Source organism: Candidatus Infernicultor aquiphilus (assembly GCF_002784285.1).
Classification (GTDB): Bacteria; Atribacterota; Phoenicimicrobiia; order Phoenicimicrobiales; family Phoenicimicrobiaceae; genus Infernicultor; species Infernicultor aquiphilus.
Genome location: NZ_PFKO01000203.1, coordinates 3,168 through 20,513 on the forward strand (window position 1 = coordinate 3,168; position 17,346 = coordinate 20,513).

At 36.3% G+C, this 17,346-nt stretch carries 13 protein-coding genes and 1 tRNA gene; 6 read left to right on the forward strand and 8 right to left on the reverse strand.

The features are described 5' to 3' along the window. Both COZ07_RS05345 and dinB read left to right on the forward strand, forming a co-directional pair. A partial coding sequence (locus COZ07_RS05345; protein WP_406607548.1) for an OB-fold nucleic acid binding domain-containing protein occupies nt 1–320 on the forward strand: 320 nt, incomplete at its 5' end. 465 nt (nt 321–785) lie between these two features. Continuing rightward, nucleotides 786–1,973 carry a DNA polymerase IV gene (dinB, locus tag COZ07_RS05350; RefSeq protein ID WP_406607549.1) on the forward strand — a complete coding sequence of 396 codons (1,188 nt, stop codon included), beginning with the start codon at nt 786–788 and terminating at the stop codon, nt 1,971–1,973. 8 nt (nt 1,974–1,981) lie between these two features. Here the strand turns inward: dinB and COZ07_RS05355 are convergent, their stop codons facing one another. The 8 genes from COZ07_RS05355 to COZ07_RS05390 all read right to left on the reverse strand — a co-directional run bounded on the left by COZ07_RS05355 (nt 1,982) and on the right by COZ07_RS05390 (nt 12,682). Then, the gene (locus COZ07_RS05355; protein WP_406607550.1) at nt 1,982–3,376 is read right to left on the reverse strand and encodes an HD domain-containing phosphohydrolase; all 1,395 of its coding nucleotides are present in this window, start codon (nt 3,374–3,376) and stop codon (nt 1,982–1,984) included. Nucleotides 3,377–3,546: 170 nt separating this feature from the next. Continuing rightward, complete coding sequence (locus tag COZ07_RS05360) at nt 3,547–4,257, reverse strand: HD-GYP domain-containing protein (RefSeq protein ID WP_406607551.1); 711 nt, start codon at nt 4,255–4,257, stop codon at nt 3,547–3,549. A gap of 48 nt (nt 4,258–4,305) precedes the next feature. Then, complete coding sequence (locus tag COZ07_RS05365) at nt 4,306–5,331, reverse strand: xanthine dehydrogenase family protein molybdopterin-binding subunit (RefSeq protein ID WP_406607552.1); 1,026 nt, start codon at nt 5,329–5,331, stop codon at nt 4,306–4,308. Then, nucleotides 5,328–6,599 (reverse strand): xanthine dehydrogenase family protein molybdopterin-binding subunit, encoded by a 1,272-nt coding sequence (locus tag COZ07_RS05370; protein ID WP_406607553.1) that lies wholly within the window; start codon nt 6,597–6,599, stop codon nt 5,328–5,330. Before COZ07_RS05370 ends, COZ07_RS05365 begins: the two co-directional genes overlap by 4 nt. Before the next feature lies 1 nt (nt 6,600). Further along, nucleotides 6,601–7,095, reverse strand: coding sequence for a (2Fe-2S)-binding protein (locus COZ07_RS05375; RefSeq protein WP_406607554.1), 495 nt, complete (start codon nt 7,093–7,095; stop codon nt 6,601–6,603). After that, a complete protein-coding gene (locus tag COZ07_RS05380) occupies nt 7,088–8,020 on the reverse strand; it encodes a xanthine dehydrogenase family protein subunit M (protein ID WP_406607555.1) in 933 nt (310 codons plus the stop codon). The genes COZ07_RS05375 and COZ07_RS05380 overlap by 8 nt, the downstream gene beginning before the upstream one ends. Nucleotides 8,021–8,217: 197 nt before the next feature. Continuing rightward, on the reverse strand, nt 8,218–11,412 hold the full coding sequence (gene ygfK, locus COZ07_RS05385; RefSeq protein WP_406607556.1) for a putative selenate reductase subunit YgfK: 3,195 nt from the start codon (nt 11,410–11,412) through the stop codon (nt 8,218–8,220). A 76-nt stretch (nt 11,413–11,488) separates the two neighbouring features. Beyond that, a complete protein-coding gene (locus COZ07_RS05390) occupies nt 11,489–12,682 on the reverse strand; it encodes a hypothetical protein (RefSeq protein ID WP_406607557.1) in 1,194 nt (397 codons plus the stop codon). 256 nt (nt 12,683–12,938) lie between these two features. Here COZ07_RS05390 and COZ07_RS05395 point away from each other — a divergent pair. The 4 genes from COZ07_RS05395 to selD all read left to right on the forward strand — a co-directional run. Then, nucleotides 12,939–13,037, forward strand: a tRNA-Sec gene (locus COZ07_RS05395). Nucleotides 13,038–13,095: 58 nt separating this feature from the next. Then, nucleotides 13,096–14,499 (forward strand): L-seryl-tRNA(Sec) selenium transferase, encoded by a 1,404-nt coding sequence (selA, locus tag COZ07_RS05400; protein WP_406607558.1) that lies wholly within the window; start codon nt 13,096–13,098, stop codon nt 14,497–14,499. A 48-nt stretch (nt 14,500–14,547) separates the two neighbouring features. Next, entirely contained in the window at nt 14,548–16,437 is a 1,890-nt protein-coding gene (gene selB / locus COZ07_RS05405; RefSeq protein ID WP_406607559.1) for a selenocysteine-specific translation elongation factor, read from the forward strand. 139 nt (nt 16,438–16,576) lie between these two features. Continuing rightward, on the forward strand, nt 16,577–17,346 hold a 770-nt coding region (gene selD, locus COZ07_RS05410), incomplete at its 3' end, for a selenide, water dikinase (protein WP_406607560.1).

Sequence of the window (17,346 nt, forward strand, 5' to 3'; positions counted from 1 at the left end):
AGTATGATAAAGAACTGGCCTGTTTTCAGATTACCAAATCCAATCAAATAGAAAATATTAATCCTCAAAAACTAATCTTAATGTCGGGAGTACTAATTCAAGTCAGGAGACAATTTACCCAACAAAAACAAGTGATGGCTTTTTTGCTCTTAGAAGATGAAAAAGGTTTCTTTGAAGTAATTACTTTCCCCACTGCCTATCAAAAATTTCTTAACCTTTTTCATCAAGAAGTACCTCTTTTAATAGAAGGAACTTTAAGTAAAAATGATGCTGATTTTAAATTAATCGCCCGGAAGATTGTGAATATAGACAGTATGTAGTATATATTTAGGTAGCTGGTTACTTGGTTACTTGGTTAGCTAGTTAAGAAATAGAATAAAGAAGATAGAATCCAGAAGTCAGGAGCCAGGAGACAGAATAAATTCGTATCGCGTATCTCGTGAAGGAAAAAGAAAAGATAGCGGATAGCGTATAGTAAACAATGTGATAAGTAATTTGATATGTAGGGGCAGACCTTGTGTCTGCCCGTAATGAGTAAACGTAGGGCAGGTCCGCCTGTTAAAACCCGTTTCGGGTCGGATAAATCCGACCCCTACAGCAAGTGCTTTGTCATTATGAGTCCTACGGAGGGCAGACACAAGGTCTGCCCCTACTAACAACGATTCATTATCTACTAATCTAATCGGTGAATTGGAAAATTGGCAAATTAATGATTCTTTAATTACATATTACCTATTACGCTAATTGGCCTATAAGTCAATTAGCCAGAAAGGAACTAAAAAATAATGAACAATAACCATCGCCTTTCCATAATTCATCTGGATCTTGATGCTTTCTTTGCCTCAGTAGAGCAAAGGGATAATCCAGCTTATCGAGACAAACCTCTTATAACCGGAGGAATAAGTGGGGGAGGAGGAAATTTGAATCGGGGAGTGGTTCATGCTGCTTCTTATGAAGCTCGTAAATATGGGGTACATGCCGGTATGTCCATTTGGGAAGCCCGCCAAAAATGCCCTCAGGGAATCTTTATCCCTTCCCGAATAAGTAAATATTTAGAGGCCTCTAAAATATTCTTTCAGATAGGTAGCATTTATAGTCCTTTAGTAGAACCATTGGGTATGGATGAACTATTTTTAAATGTATCCGGATGTGAATCACTCTTTGGATCGATAGAGGTTATAGGTAGAAAGATTAAAGAAAGAGTTTATGGTGAATTAGGTCTTAAGGTCTCAGTAGGCATAGCCGAAAATAAATTTCTGGCCAAAATAGCCACTAATCTGGGAAAACCAGATGGTTTTTATATTATCTACTTTAAAGACAGGCAAAAAATTCTTTATCCTCTTCCTATCTCTGCCCTCTGGGGTATAGGAAGAAAGACGGAAGAGCTATTAAAAAAATCTGGTATCTATCAAGTAGAACAATTAGCCCAGATGCCTGATTCTATATTAGTTAATCTTTTGGGAAAAAATGGGAAAAAGATAAAACTCCTGGCCCAGGGAATAGATGAAAGTTTGGTTACTCCTCCCTCGGAAGTAAAATCTATTAGTAGAGAAACGACCTTCCCCACTAATATAACCGAAAAGGCAATTCTCATAAAAGAACTGCTTAAAATTTCTCAGTTAGTGGGGTATACTGCCAGAAAAGAAGGTTATAAAGGCAGGACCATTACCTTGAAAATAAGATTTCATAATTTTACCACCTTCAATAAGTCAAAGACCTTAGAAAATTCTACCCATCTTGATGATATCATTTTTAAAACTATCCTAGAACTCCTGAATAAAGTAAAACTTAAAAAAGGCGGGGTTAGACTTTTGGGAATAAGACTCTCTAATCTTAGCCCTGAAGATAAAAGAAATCAATTGAAATTTGTAAGAGATAAAGAAGACAAATTGGAACAGCTGAGCCAGTCTTTAGATAAAATCAGGGAAAAATTTGGCTCTAAAGCAATTACTCGAGCCAGCCTTCTGAAGTAAATTTTGAATTAAAATTTAAAGTCTTTTTCTTTAAATAATTTGATACAGGCATCGACTACTTCCGGGACATAAAGGATACCCCTGTTTATAGAGATTTCTTCCAAGGCTTTATTGATACCAAGAGCTGGTCGATAAGGTCGATGAGAGGACATTGCTTCTATTACATCAGCTACTGCAATTATTTTGGCTTCAAGTAGAATATCATCACCTTTTAGACCTTGAGGATATCCGGAACCATTTAATCTTTCTTGATGTTGAAGGACAATTTGGGCAATCGGCCAGGAAAATTCTATGGATTTTAAGATATCATAACCTATCTGAGAATGATTTTTAATTAAGCTATATTCTATTTCGCTTAACTTACTGGGTTTACTTAAGATTTCTGAGGGGATGCTAATCTTTCCGATATCATGAACTAAAGAAGCTATCCTTATTCCTTCTATCTGATCGGGAGGTAGTTTCATCTCCTGGGCGATAGCGGTGGAAAGCAATGAGACTTTCAGTTGATGTCCAGAAGTATAGGGGTCTCTGGTCTCGGTAATCTTACCGATAGTATAGATAACGTCTTCTATAGATTTCTTAAGTTTTCCTTCATAAGTTTTACGATCAGTGATATCAGTTAAAGAAGCAACACTCTTTTTAGTTCCGGGTATCATTCCTATATTTAACCATATATTTTTAATCCCACCCAATTTATCACGAAGGCTAAATTCATAAGAGGTAAGCGCACTTTCTTTTTCTTTTCGCCTTAAGAGGTGATATTCTTTCATTCTTTCTAAGTCTTCCGGAATAACAAACTCCGTCCACTTCATCTTATTTTCAATTTCTTCTTTAGAATATCCGCTTAGTTGCTCAACTTGTCGGTTAGTCACAGAAATAGTCATATCTTCTTCTATAATTATCATAGCTGTGCCGGTATTCTCAAATACAGTGCGGTATTTTTCTTCTGATTCCTTCAGCTCTTTCTCAGCTAGCCTACATTCGGTAATATCATCATAAACTGCCACGATTTCACCTGAAGGTAATCTGTAAATATAATTTTCTCTCCAACCGGTAATCCTCTGGTCCTGGTATAAAGAGAGGGGATAGTGCTGGGGTTTTCCAGTCTTCCATACCTCTTGAAAGACTTTGAAAAGACCAAAATCTTTTACTCCCGGGAATACTTTAAGGACGCTTTTACCCAGAATGTCTTCTTTTTTGATTTTTTTAATTTTCTCCACAGCTGGGTTAATATTTTTGATTATAAAATCTCTACCATTTTCTTTGGCTTCATAGATTACTACTCCGCTACTCATATGGTTAAACAGTTCTCTATATCTTTCCTCACTTTCCAGCATAGCTTGTTCTGCCTGTTTATATATTTTTTCTTCCTTTTCTCTTGGTCCTTTATTAGCTTCCTTCAAATCCAACACCTTCCTCTTAAGTCTTATATTCTTGGGGTCAAATCTTTATTTTTGACAGTTAAAATAAGATGATATTCTTGGGGTCAAATCTTTATTTTTGACAGTTAAAATAAACTGTCAAAAATAAAGATTTGACCCCTTTCCCTTCCTTTCTGTAAGATTATTATTACTTACCATTCAAATCCTTTTTCTTTAAATAAGGTTATGCATACATCTACTACTTCAGGGTCATAGAGAATTCCTTTATTTTTGGATATCTCCTCTAACGCTTCTTCAATACTGTGAGCTGACCGGTAAGGTCGGTTTGAGGACATAGCATCTATTACATCAGCTACTGCTATTATCTTGGCTTCAATAAGGATTTCATTACTTTTCAACTTATTTGGATAACCAGAACCATTTATCATCTCATGATGTTGGAGAATAATTTCGGCTACCGGCCAGGGAAAGTTAATAGTCTTTAAGATATTATAAGCTATTTGGGGATGATTTTTAATTAGGTCTAATTCTACTTTAATTAATCTATTAGGGTTATTTAAAATTTCATTAGGTATACTAATCTTTCCGATATCATGAATTAGTGAAGCTATCCTTATTCCTTCAATCTTATCGGGAGTAAGCCCCATCTCTTGGGCTATCTTCGTGGCCAGTTTAGAGACCTTCTCCTGATGACCTACCAGATATAGATCCCTGATTTCAACTACTTTGGTAATAACCTCAATAACATCTTCCAAAGTATGTTGTAACTTTTTATAACTTTCCCGAAGTTTTTTTTCTACTTGAATTTGTTCTGCTTGTATTGCTTCTGAAATGGATAATTTACTGCGAAGTTCTGCTAACTTTTCAATAATCTGGTCTTTAGTTTCTTCTATATCTTTCATAAATTTCACCTCAGAATTAAATATATTTATAGATATTATTTTTAGAATTTAAATTCCAAAATCCTCTTTTTTCTCTCTTTTATTTTTTGTTTCTTCCTTTAGGGCTTTTAATATTTTTTCTGGAGTGATGGGAAGATGGTAGATTCTCACTCCTATTGCATCATAGATGGCATTGGCAATAGCCGGGGCAGTGGCAATCGTGGATGGTTCTCCTACTCCTTTTGCCCCATAAGGTCCTTCGGAATCTTCATTCTCTATTAATCGAGTAGTAAAGTGAGGGGTATCCATAGAAGTGGGGATTAAATAACTGGTTAAATCTGGATTTAAAGTGATTCCCTCTTTAATAACCTGCTCTTCCATTAAGGCCATACCTATTCCCTGGACGGTACCTCCTTCTATCTGCCCTTCTACATTCTGAGGATTTATGGCTTTTCCTATATCTGCCGCAGTATAAACCTTTAATACCTCCACCATTCCAGTATCTGTATCAACTTCTAAATCAATAATCTGGGTAACAAAAGTATAGGCTAGGTATACTTTTTTGCCTTGTCCGGTTTTTAAATCTGGCTTATCAGTTTGGGGAAAGAAAGTTGCTTCTGCCTTCAAACTATCCCCTCTTGCTTTTACCCTTTCTGCTAATTCCCAATAACTTAATTTAGTATTCGGATTACCCTTTCTAAAAATATAACCATCTTTTATTCCTAATTCAACATGATTACTTTTAAATTCCAAACTGGCGTAATGATATATTATACCAAGCAATTCTTCAGAGGCTATTTTAACCGCATTGCCGGTAAAAAAGGTCTGTCGAGTTGCGGAAGTAGAACCGGAATTTTTAGTCAAATGGGTATCCCCGGGAATAATACGGATTGCTTCTGGTTTCACCTTTAAAACCTCGGCAGCAATTTGGGTAATGGTAGTTAAAATACCTTGACCAACATCAGCTGCGGCAGTTCTAATCAAAATCTTCCCATCCTCTTCAATCTCTACTGAAGCAATGGAGTGGTCAGGGAATCCTTCTCCATAACCAAAACCAAACATAATGGTGGCCATTCCTCTGCCCTTTCTTTTCATTGTGCTTCCCCCTTCCAGCCAGCCATATTTAGTGCTTCTTTAATAGTCTCTTTTACCCCTACACTATGGGTTAATATCTGGCCATTAGGTGTAGAAGAGCCTATCTCATAAGCATTTTGCAAACGGAATTGAGCTGGGTTAATCCCCAATTGGTGGGCTAAAATATCCATCTGAGACTCATAGGCAAAAGCCATCTGAGTGGTACCAAAGCCACGCATCGCCCCGGCATAAGTATTATTAGTGTAAACAGTATAGGCTACACCTTTAACATTAGCTACATTATAAGGCCCGGTACAATGGTACATACCTTTATGAACCACTGCCGGACCACTGGAGGCATAGGCTCCGGTATCACCGATTACGAAAGCCTGCCAGGCAGTTAAATAACCCTCTTTGGTGGCACCTGTTTTTGCTCTGATAATAAAAGGATGTCTTTTGGATTGAGCAATCATTGATTCCTCTCTGCTATATATCAATTTAACTGGCCTCTTGGTTTCTATAGCTGCTAAGGCAAGATGAATATGCACCGAAATATCTTCTTTCTTGCCAAAAGCGCCACCGATAACCGGCTGAATTATCCTTATTTTTTCTTTGGAAAGACCGAGGGATTGGGCAATATCTGCCTGGGTATCGTGCAGCCACTGGGTGGCGACCCAGAGCGTAATAACTCCACTTTTTTTATCATAAATTCCCACTCCTGCTTCAACTTGAAGAGGGACATGGTCTAAAAAACTGGTTCTATATTCTTTCTCTACAATAAGATCAGCTTCTGCAAAACCCATTTTTATATCACCCTTTTCCAAATAATGGGTAGCCAGAATATTTCCATCTTGATGAATAAGAGGGGCATTCTTATCCATAGCTCGCAAGGGATCGGATATTACTTCTAATTTTTCTACTTCCACCTCGATCAGTTTAACTGCTTTAGAAGCAACTTCCTTACTCTCAGCGATAACTATAGCCAGAGCATCTCCCATATAACGCATTTTTTGGCCGATTCCCACTAAGACGGGCTGATCTTTGATCATTAAACCAAAATTTTTAACTTGAGGAATATCAGCAGCGGAAATAATCCTAACCACTCCTGGTAATTTCTCTGCTTTACTTAAATCAAGTTTACGTAGATAAGCATGAGGATAAGTGGCTCTTTTAATTTTGAGATATAACATATCTTTGAAATAAATATCGTCAGGATATAAAGCTTTCCCAGTTACTTTATCCTGGACATCCACTTTTAAAATATCTTTACCGATATATTTTTCACTCATCTTATTTAGCCTTTCCGCTATCACTCTTAGATAATCGAGCTATAGATAACTTAATAGCCTCGATAATCTTTTGATAGCCAGTGCAGCGACAAAGATTACCAGAAATACCCCGTTTTATCTCTTCTTCATCAGGATGGGGATTTTCTTCCAATAATCTCCTGGCCGCTAAGATCATCCCCGGGGTACAGAACCCACATTGAACTGCACCGCTCTCTATAAAAGCCTCTTGAATAGGATCTAAATGATCACTACTTCCTAGGCCCTCAATAGTAGTAATAACTGCCCCATCTGCTTGAGGAGCTAATACCAAGCAGGAAGCCACTAACTCACCATTCATAATTACGGTACAGGCCCCGCATTCACCTTTTCCACATCCTTCTTTAGTTCCAGTAAGCTGTAAATCATCTCTTAATAAGTCTATTAAGCGGGTGGAAGGAGTTATTTCTATTTTTCTTTTCTTCCTATTAACCATTAGTTCTATCTTTAATTTAGTCATTCTGTGATTGCCCCCAGGTTTCCTGTATCTTTTCCAGGGCATTAATCATTATATTTTTAGTTACCTCTTGGCGATACCCTTTGGTTCCCCTAATATCATCAATAGGTGAAATCCTATCTTCTACTAATTGGCCTAATTCATTAAAATCTAACTGCTTAAATTGCCGACCGATCATTTTTTCTCTTATTTCCATTATTTCAAAAGGGGTTGAGGCTACAGAGCCGAGACAGACTTTTACTTCCTGAATAATTTTATTATCCTCGGCCATACTTAGGACTAAAGCCAATGACACAGTAGCCACCATTAAAGCTTTTCTTTTTCCAATTTTAATCCAACTAGAATAAGTATTTTGCTCTGGAATTGGAATAATAATCTTAGATAATAATTGTTCGAATTTTAAGATGGTTTTTTTAGGACCAAGAAAAAAATCTTCAGCAGAAACTATACTTTCTTCTTTATGGGAAACTAATTTAAATTGTGCCCTATAAGCTATTAAAGCGGGTAAAAGATCACCTGCTGGAGAGGCGTTTACAATATTCCCTCCGATAGTTCCTCGATTTCTAATTTGAGGAGAACCAATATCGGAAGCAGCCTGGCTTAAAATTGGATAATATCTTTTAATATCTGCTGAACTTTCTAATTGAGTATGAGTAGACATAGCTCCAATTTCTATTTGATTCTGATCTATTTTAATTTCTTTTAATTCCTCAATATTTTTTAAATCTAACCAAGCACTAACCTCATAAAGTCGATCATAATATTGCACTAATAGATCGGTTCCTCCAGCAATTATTTTAATTTCTTTTCCGTATTTAGATAAAATTTCTAAAGCTTCCTCTATCTTCTGAGGAGCAAAATACTGACAGGGGACGGTCCTTTGGCAGTTTTTTTGGCCCTTCTTTAAATCTCCGAATGATGCTTCCATAAGCTAAATCCTCCAGCTCCTGATTCGATATATATATATATATTACCACCTACAAAACCCTTTTACAATTTACAAGCTCTGCCTTATCTTACATACCTATAAGTTATGAGTTATAGATTGCCCTTGGTAGGGGCGTATTGCCTGTCTGCGTGCGTACACGCACAGGCAGGCAATACGCCCCTACATCCTTCTACTACTCAACTTACTGAACTATTGATTAAATAATGGTAATCTTTTAATACCGTGCTGATTATCAGGAAAATTTTTTTAAGTTCCTTAAGATCACAATTATTTGGATATTTAAAATCTGCAGGTATTATTAGTTCATTGTTTTTATTAATTTTCATTTCCCCTAGATAATCTTTTAACCTTAAGGTCATTAACTTATCATTAGAAGGACCGGTAATAACAAAGCCATTATTGGTGCTGTTCTTAAAGTCTTCCCTAGTAGAAAAAAGAGTCAGCTTGTCCTTATAGGGTAAACCATTGTAGGGGCAGAAGGTGCCACAGTTTCCACATTCATTGCACCAGGCGTCAAGATGGAGAATCTGATAGGTGTCATGAAAGCCCTCTTTCTCATCAATCGCGATCGCCAGATTCGCCCGGTTTGGACAGATATCGACACATTTGTTACAAATAATATTACACTCCAGACACCGCCCGGCTTCATTCTCAGCTATTACTCTATCATCTTGGGATATTTGAGCCGGGATGAGGCGACCCTTTTTATTATAAATCTCTAAAACCTGCCGTTTCCTATCCAAACCTAATTTGAAATCCTTATCCCTACCCTTCCAGTTTGGTATCTCTTTTCTGGCTATAGCCTCGGCTACCTTTCGGGCATCCGCAATAGATTCAACCACGGTGGAGGGACCACGAAGGGCATCACCACCTATAAAAACATTTTCAAGATTAGTTTCCAGGGTTTCTGGGTCTACATAAGGTCTACTGTCTGCCCCAAGTTTTAACCCTTGAGCGGTTAAAAACTTCGGGTCGGTGTATTCTCCAATAGCACTAATCACAGCATCTACAGCTATCTCCTCAGTCTCCTCAGTGGGGACAGGACTCCGGCGACCACTGGAATCAAGAGTGCCTAAAGTCATCCTGCGGCATTTCAAGATACCAGTTTTTGAAAATGATTCCGGCAATAAGAGGGGCTTAAAAATGACTCCCTCTTCCAGAGCTCGCTTATACTCTTCTCTATCTGCTGGCATTTCCTGTTCAGTACGGCGGTAGATGATAAAAACCTTCTTAACGCCAGTTATCCTCAGGGTTGATCGTGCACTGTCTACGGCGGTATTTCCTCCCCCTATCACCGCTACACTCTGGCCAAGGTTAAGAGTTCCAAGAGTTCCTAAATTTTTATTAAAAGACCTTAAAAAATCCAGGGCTTCATAAACATTATTATTATCCACATCCCCGGTTAGCTGCAGTCTCCTCGAAACTTCCGCGCCGATTCCTATAAAAATATAGGTAAATCCTTCTTTATGCATATCATTAATAGAAAATTCTGCTGATACTCCAAATTTGAAATCTACCCCCAGTGCTTGGATACCCGAAATATCTTTCTTAATAGCAGCCCCAGGAATCCTAAAATAAGGCAGGGTATGGCTTATTACACCACCAGGAGAATCCTGCTTCTCCAATACAGTCACCCTGAATCCGCTTTTAGCCAGAAAGTAAGCTACCGCTAGCCCTGCTGGTCCTGCTCCGATAACCGCTACTTTCGTATCCAACCACTTAACCGCACTGCGGCTTTTACTTTTAATAGGGTAGGCGACCTTCCCATGCTCAGCGGCAATCCTCTTCACCTCGCGAATACCGACCGGTTCTTCATAGTCAAGACGAGTGCAGTTGTACATACATTGATGAGTGCAAATATATCCGGTTATCTGGGGAAGAGGATTTTTTAAATAAATAAGTTCCAGAGCCCTATCATACTGTCCCTCTCCTACCAGCCGAATGTACTCCGGAATATCCTGATGGATTGGGCAGGAGAGAACACAGGGAGCTATATAGCAGTCGGTCAGGGGCAATTCCCGGTCAACGAAAACCTTCTTTGTACCTCTCCAATCTTTCCGGTAATAATTTTTTTGGAGGGTTTCTTCGGCTAAACGGTTAAGCTTTTCTATATCGATAAGATTAGGCGGTCTACTCTCTTCAAGCATTGATTCTAATTTTCGGGCCATTTCGGTCATTCTCAGATAACCACCTGGCTTTAACAGCTCAGTGACTACTGTAATGGGCTTAATCCCGGTTTCAAAGATCTGGAGGATATTCAACTGAGACGCCCCTCCTGAGTAGGACATAGGGAGAGTTCCTCCCAACTCACTCGACAAGCGGGAAGCCAGAGTAATGGTAATGGGAAAGAGAATACGTCCGGAGAGGTACATCTCCTCTCCTGGAAGGATACCCAGGGTGTTTACCGTCCCCAGGGTATTGGAGAGCTTAATACCAAAATTACGGCCGCAGTCAGTGGCTAATTTAGAAAGGTGCTTAATTATCCCGATGGCATCATCCCACTGCAGGTCATTAGTAAAGGTAGATTCCTTAAGGATTATATAGTTAAATCCAAGGGTATCCAGTATTTTCCTGACCGGTTGGTAGCCGAGGAGAGTCGGATTCAACTTTACAAAGGTGTGGAGCTTTTTTTTCTCCATAAGATATCTACTGATCGCTTCTATCTCTTCGGGGGGACATCCATGCATGGTAGAAAGAGTCACCGAACGAGTGATATGAGGTGAAATCATACTGGGAATATTTTGCCAGCTTTCCATCTTTCCTTTAATAGGTAGAGCTTCCGGAAAGTTTGTTTCCCGAATAAAAGAATCTAATTCCTTTAGGTGACGCTTAAATACCGGATGCCCGGAGGCATCGGCTAAGTTATCAATAAACGAATCCATACCCGGTGTTTTGATTCCCTCCAGGTCATAACCAACACTCATATTAAAAATAAAAGATTGCTGATCAGTAAAGCGCATATTAAAAACTGACTCTATAAAATAAAGCAGTATCCAGGCCTTGACATACTCATCATAGGCCTGTTCCAAAGAAAGTTCGGTAGACCATTCGGTATTGTAACCCTCATCTCGCGCATCGATACAGGGCTTCTCAAATTGCAGACGGTCAAGTTTTTGTACCGTCTTCAGCTCAAAAAAACGCCCCCCGACCAAATAGGCAGTAATAATATTCTGAGCTAACTGGGTATGAGGTCCTGCTGCAGGTCCGATAGGGGTATCGCATTTTTCATCAAATATCTGAATACTTTTTCGGTTTTTTTTTCTAAAAAATTGAGATTCCGGTATCCCAAAAATGGTTTGCTGTGATCGATATTCCTCAATTATCCAGTGAAGTAGCTGCTTAAATGGAAGTGGCCGCATAATATCACCCATTATTTTCTCCTCCTTCGAGTGTGTCAGGGGACGGTCCTTTGACACACTTTCAACTCCTGACCTTAACTACAATATTTTACCATTTAAAGAATTCTCTTATCAATTTACTGTAGTCTCCTCTGCAAATCAGATGATGGTTACCGATAGATTCTTGCAAAAAGTATTTTACATCTTGCTTTAATTTTAGTCTTATCTGAGTTCGGCATAAATTTCTATCCTTTAAATTTTTTATAATCTCTCCTCCCGAAACAAAGTAATTATGACCGCCTCCGGATAATTTAAAAATAGTCGCTTCTCCTTCTCTGATTATTCCTCTTATTCCTACTCCCAACCCCGACTCAAAGTGAGTATCAAAATAATATTTATCAGCCATATTTAAGGGTAAAGTGCAATGAGCAAGAGTTATTTCGTTCTTATTTAGATCCAAGCTGGAAGAATTACCCATAAAAACAGGTTCATCAGTCAAATAATGCAAAATAACCATAGAAACAAGAGCAGGAATATCCCCTTCACAGCCGGCTATAATTCCTTCATCATTTAATAAGGATAGACCAAGGCAACCGGTATTCTTATAAATTTCCAGCAAGTCAAAACATCTTACCGTAATACCGTCAAGTTTATATTGGTTTATAATAGCTTTAAACCCGCTATAAATTTTTAATGCTCCTTCGATTGATTTACTATCAAATTTTTTATTTTTAATATCATTTAATTTGGGATGATCAAAACGGTATTTTTGCTCAATTTCTTTGACTAATTCATCCATTTCAACATCTATTAATGAAATTCCTAAAGTATCTTTTACTTTCTTATAATCTACCTCACTGGCGATAAGCCAATCGGAAGGTGAACCAATTACTCCTAACTTTAAAGTAGATAACTTATTTTTTATTTCAAAAACTTTTTTAAGCTCTTTTATTCTTTGGGCAATATAATCGCTATCACCATGGAGTATTTCTACTTTTTCTCCCTGCTGTCTTAAAAAAGAGGCAATCTCCAAAGAAGCAGCCAAAGAATTATGTAAACCGCTGGATAAAAGTAGATAAGGTCCCTTGATTAGTTTAAAAAACTGCTTAAATTTTCCTTCTACCCCACCGGATTTTATAAAAATAAGAGGAAAATAATCTTTTTCATTAATATTTTTTAAATTTATATTTTCAAATTTTTCAGCTAATTTTTCTTCAATTTTAAACATAAAACTCTTTAAGGTACTATCAATATATGCTTCATTATTCATTTCTGAAATCAAATGATACAATCCTATTTTCATATCAAGTTTCCTTTTCTTATGTATTTACTGCCTATAATTAGTAAATTTATTTTCCTTAATTATCAAAATTATATTCCTTTTATTTATATTCTACAAAATTAGTAAAATTCCTCTTTTTTTCTAAAATAAAAAAATAATTATATTTCTTGTTTTTTCTTTCTCTGTTCTTTACTCAATACTGTTCTTTACTCAATACTCAATACTCTAATATATTTACTTGTAAAGTTTTACCTTTCAATTTATAATAAAACAAGAAGGGAGCGGATAGGCTCTGGTGGGCCTTGCGGACTTCAAATCCGTGGGCGGTAATTAATGGTAATTGCTGCGGTGGGTTCGATTCCTACCCCTCCCGCCAAAATAAATGGGATGTGTCCCTATTTTAAATTTTAACCCCAAGGAGATAACCTTATTAATTGAAAAATAAAACAGAAAATAATAATTTAAATTTATTACTATCCGGGATTCCGAGTGTAGAAAAAATTTTACAACATAAAAACCTACAACCTTTAATACTAAAATATTCCCAAAAAATGCTTACCCCCATAGTAAGAAAAGTTATCTCGGAAGAGAAAAAAAATAGGTCTAAAAATATCCCCTTATATTCAGCAGAAGAAAGGATAAACAAAATTAAAGAATATTTTGACCAAGAGAAATTTACTTTTTTACAAAGAGTTATAAATGGCAGTGGAGTAATTCTCCATACTAACTTAGGTCGGGCACCCTTGGGTAAAGAAATACTTGCCTCTATTCAAAACTCTCTACCAGGTTATATTAATTTAGAATATGATCTGGTAGAAGGCAGTAGAGGAAAAAGAGGAAAAATAGTTGAAAAATTACTTGGTATTCTTAGTCATTCAGAAAATAGTTTAATCGTTAATAATAATGCGGCAGCTATATTTTTGATCTTAAATGTTCTGGCTAAAAATAAAGAAGTCATTGTCTCCAGAGGAGAATTAATTCAAATCGGAGGAGGATTCCGTATCCCGGAAATATTAGAACAAAGTGGTGCTTATCTTCGAGAAATAGGAACAACTAATCAAACCTTTATTGAAGATTATGAAAAAGCGATTAATGACCATACTTCTTTACTCTTAAAAGTTCACCAAAGTAATTTTAAGATGAACGGTTTTACTCACCAAGTTGAGATTAAAGAGCTTAAAAAAATAGGGGAAAAATACAATTTGCCAGTAGTAATGGACTTAGGTAGTGGCACCTTTTTAAATACGGAAGAATTTGGTTTAAAACATGAACCTACGGTGCAAGAAAATATTCGAGCTGGCGCTGATCTGGTTTGTTTTAGTACCGATAAGCTTTTAGGAGGCCCTCAAGGAGGAGCTATTTGTGGCAAGGAAATTTATTTAAAAAAAATTTCTCAACATCCACTGTTTCGCACCTTAAGAGTAGATAAAATAACTTTAACTATACTTCAAGAAATTTTATTATATTATCTAAAAAATGAGGCTACCGAAAAAATTCCCATCTGGAAAATGATTTCCTGTCCCTTAGAAAAAATTGATGCGCGTAGCCAAAATATCTGCCAAAAATTAAAAAATGAAAATATTCCTGCCTTCCTAGAAGAAGGGCAAACCGCCATCGGGGGAGGTTCTTTACCGGAACAAAGTTTACCGACTAAATTAGTAATTATAAAACCCCCTGGTCCGGTGGAAATTTTTTCTAAAGAATTACGCTTAGGTAGTTCTCCTCTCCTGGGAAGAAAAGAAAAAGAAAATTTTGTTTTAGATCCTCGCTGTTTTGACTCCTCTGATGATAATTTAGTCATAAAAATTATTAAATCAGTTTATTCCAAAATGAAATAAAATTAACAAAATATTGATTTTATCTCCTAAAAATTTAAAGAGGTTTTTATGTTTATTTTAGGTACCGCTGGGCATATTGATCATGGTAAAACAGCTTTAATCTATGCTCTGACTTCCATAGATACCGATCGTTTGCCCGAAGAAAAAGAAAGAGGAATGACCATTGATTTAGGATTTGCCTGGATGAAACTTCCTTCCGGAGAAAAAATTGGAATAGTTGATGTACCCGGCCATGAAAATCTGATCAAGAATATGATCGCCGGGGCAACCGGTATCGATGCAGTAATTTTAGTCATTGATGCCAATGAAGGTTGGATGCCACAAACTGAAGAACACTTCCAAATAATAGATCTCCTTAATATAAAATACGGCATTATCGCTCTAACCAAAGTTGATTTGGTAGACCAAAATAGATTAAAGGTGGTCGAAAAAGAAATCCAAGAAAGGTTAAAAAATACTAATTTTTTTAATGCTCCCCTAATAAAAGTAAGTGCAGTAAAGAACATAGGAATTGAGCAAATAAAATCAGCTATTCAAAATTTGATAGCTAAGATAAAACCAAAAAGAGATATTGGGAAGCCTAGAATATCCATTGACCGAGTCTTTAAGGTTAAAGGAAGTGGAACAGTAATTACCGGTACTTTAATAGGAGGAACCATTCATACCGGGATGGAAGTAATTATTTTCCCTTCTTATAGAAAAACCCGAATTAGAAATTTACAAAGTTATAAAGAAAAAGTGGAAAGTGCCTTTCCGGGTAGCAGAGTAGCCCTTAATTTAGTAGGAATAGAAAAAAGTGAGCTCCATAGAGGAGACATTGTCTTTGGAACGAAGCAGATCAGAGCCAGTAAGAATATTGATGTCCAAATACAACTTCTCCCTCAAGTAAAAAAATACTCTTTAATTAATCGATCAGAAGTGTTTTTTTTCAGCGGCACCAAAGAAATATTAGCTAAAGTAATCCTGGACGAAAAAAAATATCTGCAAGACGGTGAAACAGGATTTGGCCAATTACGTTTTAAAGAATCGATAGCAACTTATTTGGGAGATCGCTTTATTTTAAGAATACCCAGCCCCTCCAAAACTATTGGCGGTGGATTAATTATTGACCCCCTAGCCCCTAAACATAATTTAAAGGATAAAGCTATTATTAACTTTTTACAAACCAGGATAAAACTTGATTTAAGAGAATTAATTCTAACCGAATTAAATAAAATTATCTTTATTAAAAAAGATAATTTATTAGCTAATAGTAATTATGCGGACCCAGAAATACGGGAAATGGTTGAATTATTGATCAAAGAAGGAAAGATAATGGCTACTAATTACTGGCTAATCGAGAAAAATTACTGGGAAGAGCAAATTAAAAAATTTATGCACCAATTAAATCACGAATACGAATTATTTCCCTTGCAAACCGGTTTTCCCTTAAATAAATTTCAAAGTTATTTTTATTATTTAAAGCCAGAAATTTTTAATCACTTAATAGAAGTATTAACTAATACAAAAAATATAGCTTCAGAAAAAGGAATAATCTTTTTGCCCTCTAGTAAGCCTAAAATTTCTCCAGAGCAAAAAATATTAATTTCTAAAATACTAAAAATCATAAAAGATAATCCTCTTAATCCTCCTGATGAAAAAAAACTTAATTCTCAAATTGCGGAGAGTAAAGAAATAATTGATTTTTTAATTCAAGAGGGAGAAATTATCAAATTAAATGAGGGGATTTTGCTGGAAAATAAGAATTATGATATGATGAAAAATAAATTAATCGATTTTTTAAAAATAAATGGCTCCATCTCCATTTCTCAAGTACGCGATTTATTGGGAATAAGTCGAAAATATATTATCCCCTTACTTAATAAAATGGACCAAGAAAAAATTACTCAACGCAAAGAAAATAATAGAATATTAATCTTAAAAAATAAAGATAAATAGAAAGGAGCCAGAAACAATTTGGTAGATAAAAAGAAATTAACCCAGATGGTTTCTGCTGCCGGCTGAGCAGCTAAATTAAACTCCAAAGATCTCGGCGAGATCTTAAAAAAAATTTAAAACTTTAAAAAATAATAATTTATTGGCTGGATTTAAAAACTATGAAGACGCAGCAGTTTATAAATTGAATGAAACCCAGGCTTTAGTTTTTACCCTGGATCTTATTACTCCCCTAGTTGATGACCCTTATATTTTTGGACAAATTGCAGCCGCTAACGCCTTAAGTGATATCTTTGCTATGGGAGGAAAACCTCTTCTGGCTTTAAATATAGTTTGTTTCCCGGAAGATAGATTAGATGACCTAGAACTGGTCTTAAAAGGTGGAGCAAAAAAAATTCTTGAAGCGGGAGCAATTTTAGCCGGAGGACATACCCTAAAAGATAAAGAACCAAAGTATGGATTAGGGGTAGTAGGATTAATTTGTCCCCAAGATATTATCTATAATAATACACCTCAAGAAGGAGATTTACTGATCTTAACTAAACCTTTGGGTACCGGGATATTGTCTACTGCCCTTAAAAATGAGATGGCTGAACCAACCAGCTTAAAAAAAGCTATTTTCTGGATGACCAAATTAAATCAGCTACCGGAAGAATTATTAAAATTATCCCTCCATAGCCTGACTGATATTACTGGTTTTGGTTTAATCGGTCATTTAAGCGAAATGCTGACTAATCATCATTTAGGAGCAGAACTACAGTTTAATAAGATACCGCTGCTAAAAGGTCTGGATAAATATATTTCTGCCGGGATGATTCCGGGAGGAACCATGAAAAACCAAGAAAATTATTCTTGCTTAGTAGAAAAAAAACCGGGTATTACTGCAGAACAGGAAATTATCCTTTATGATGC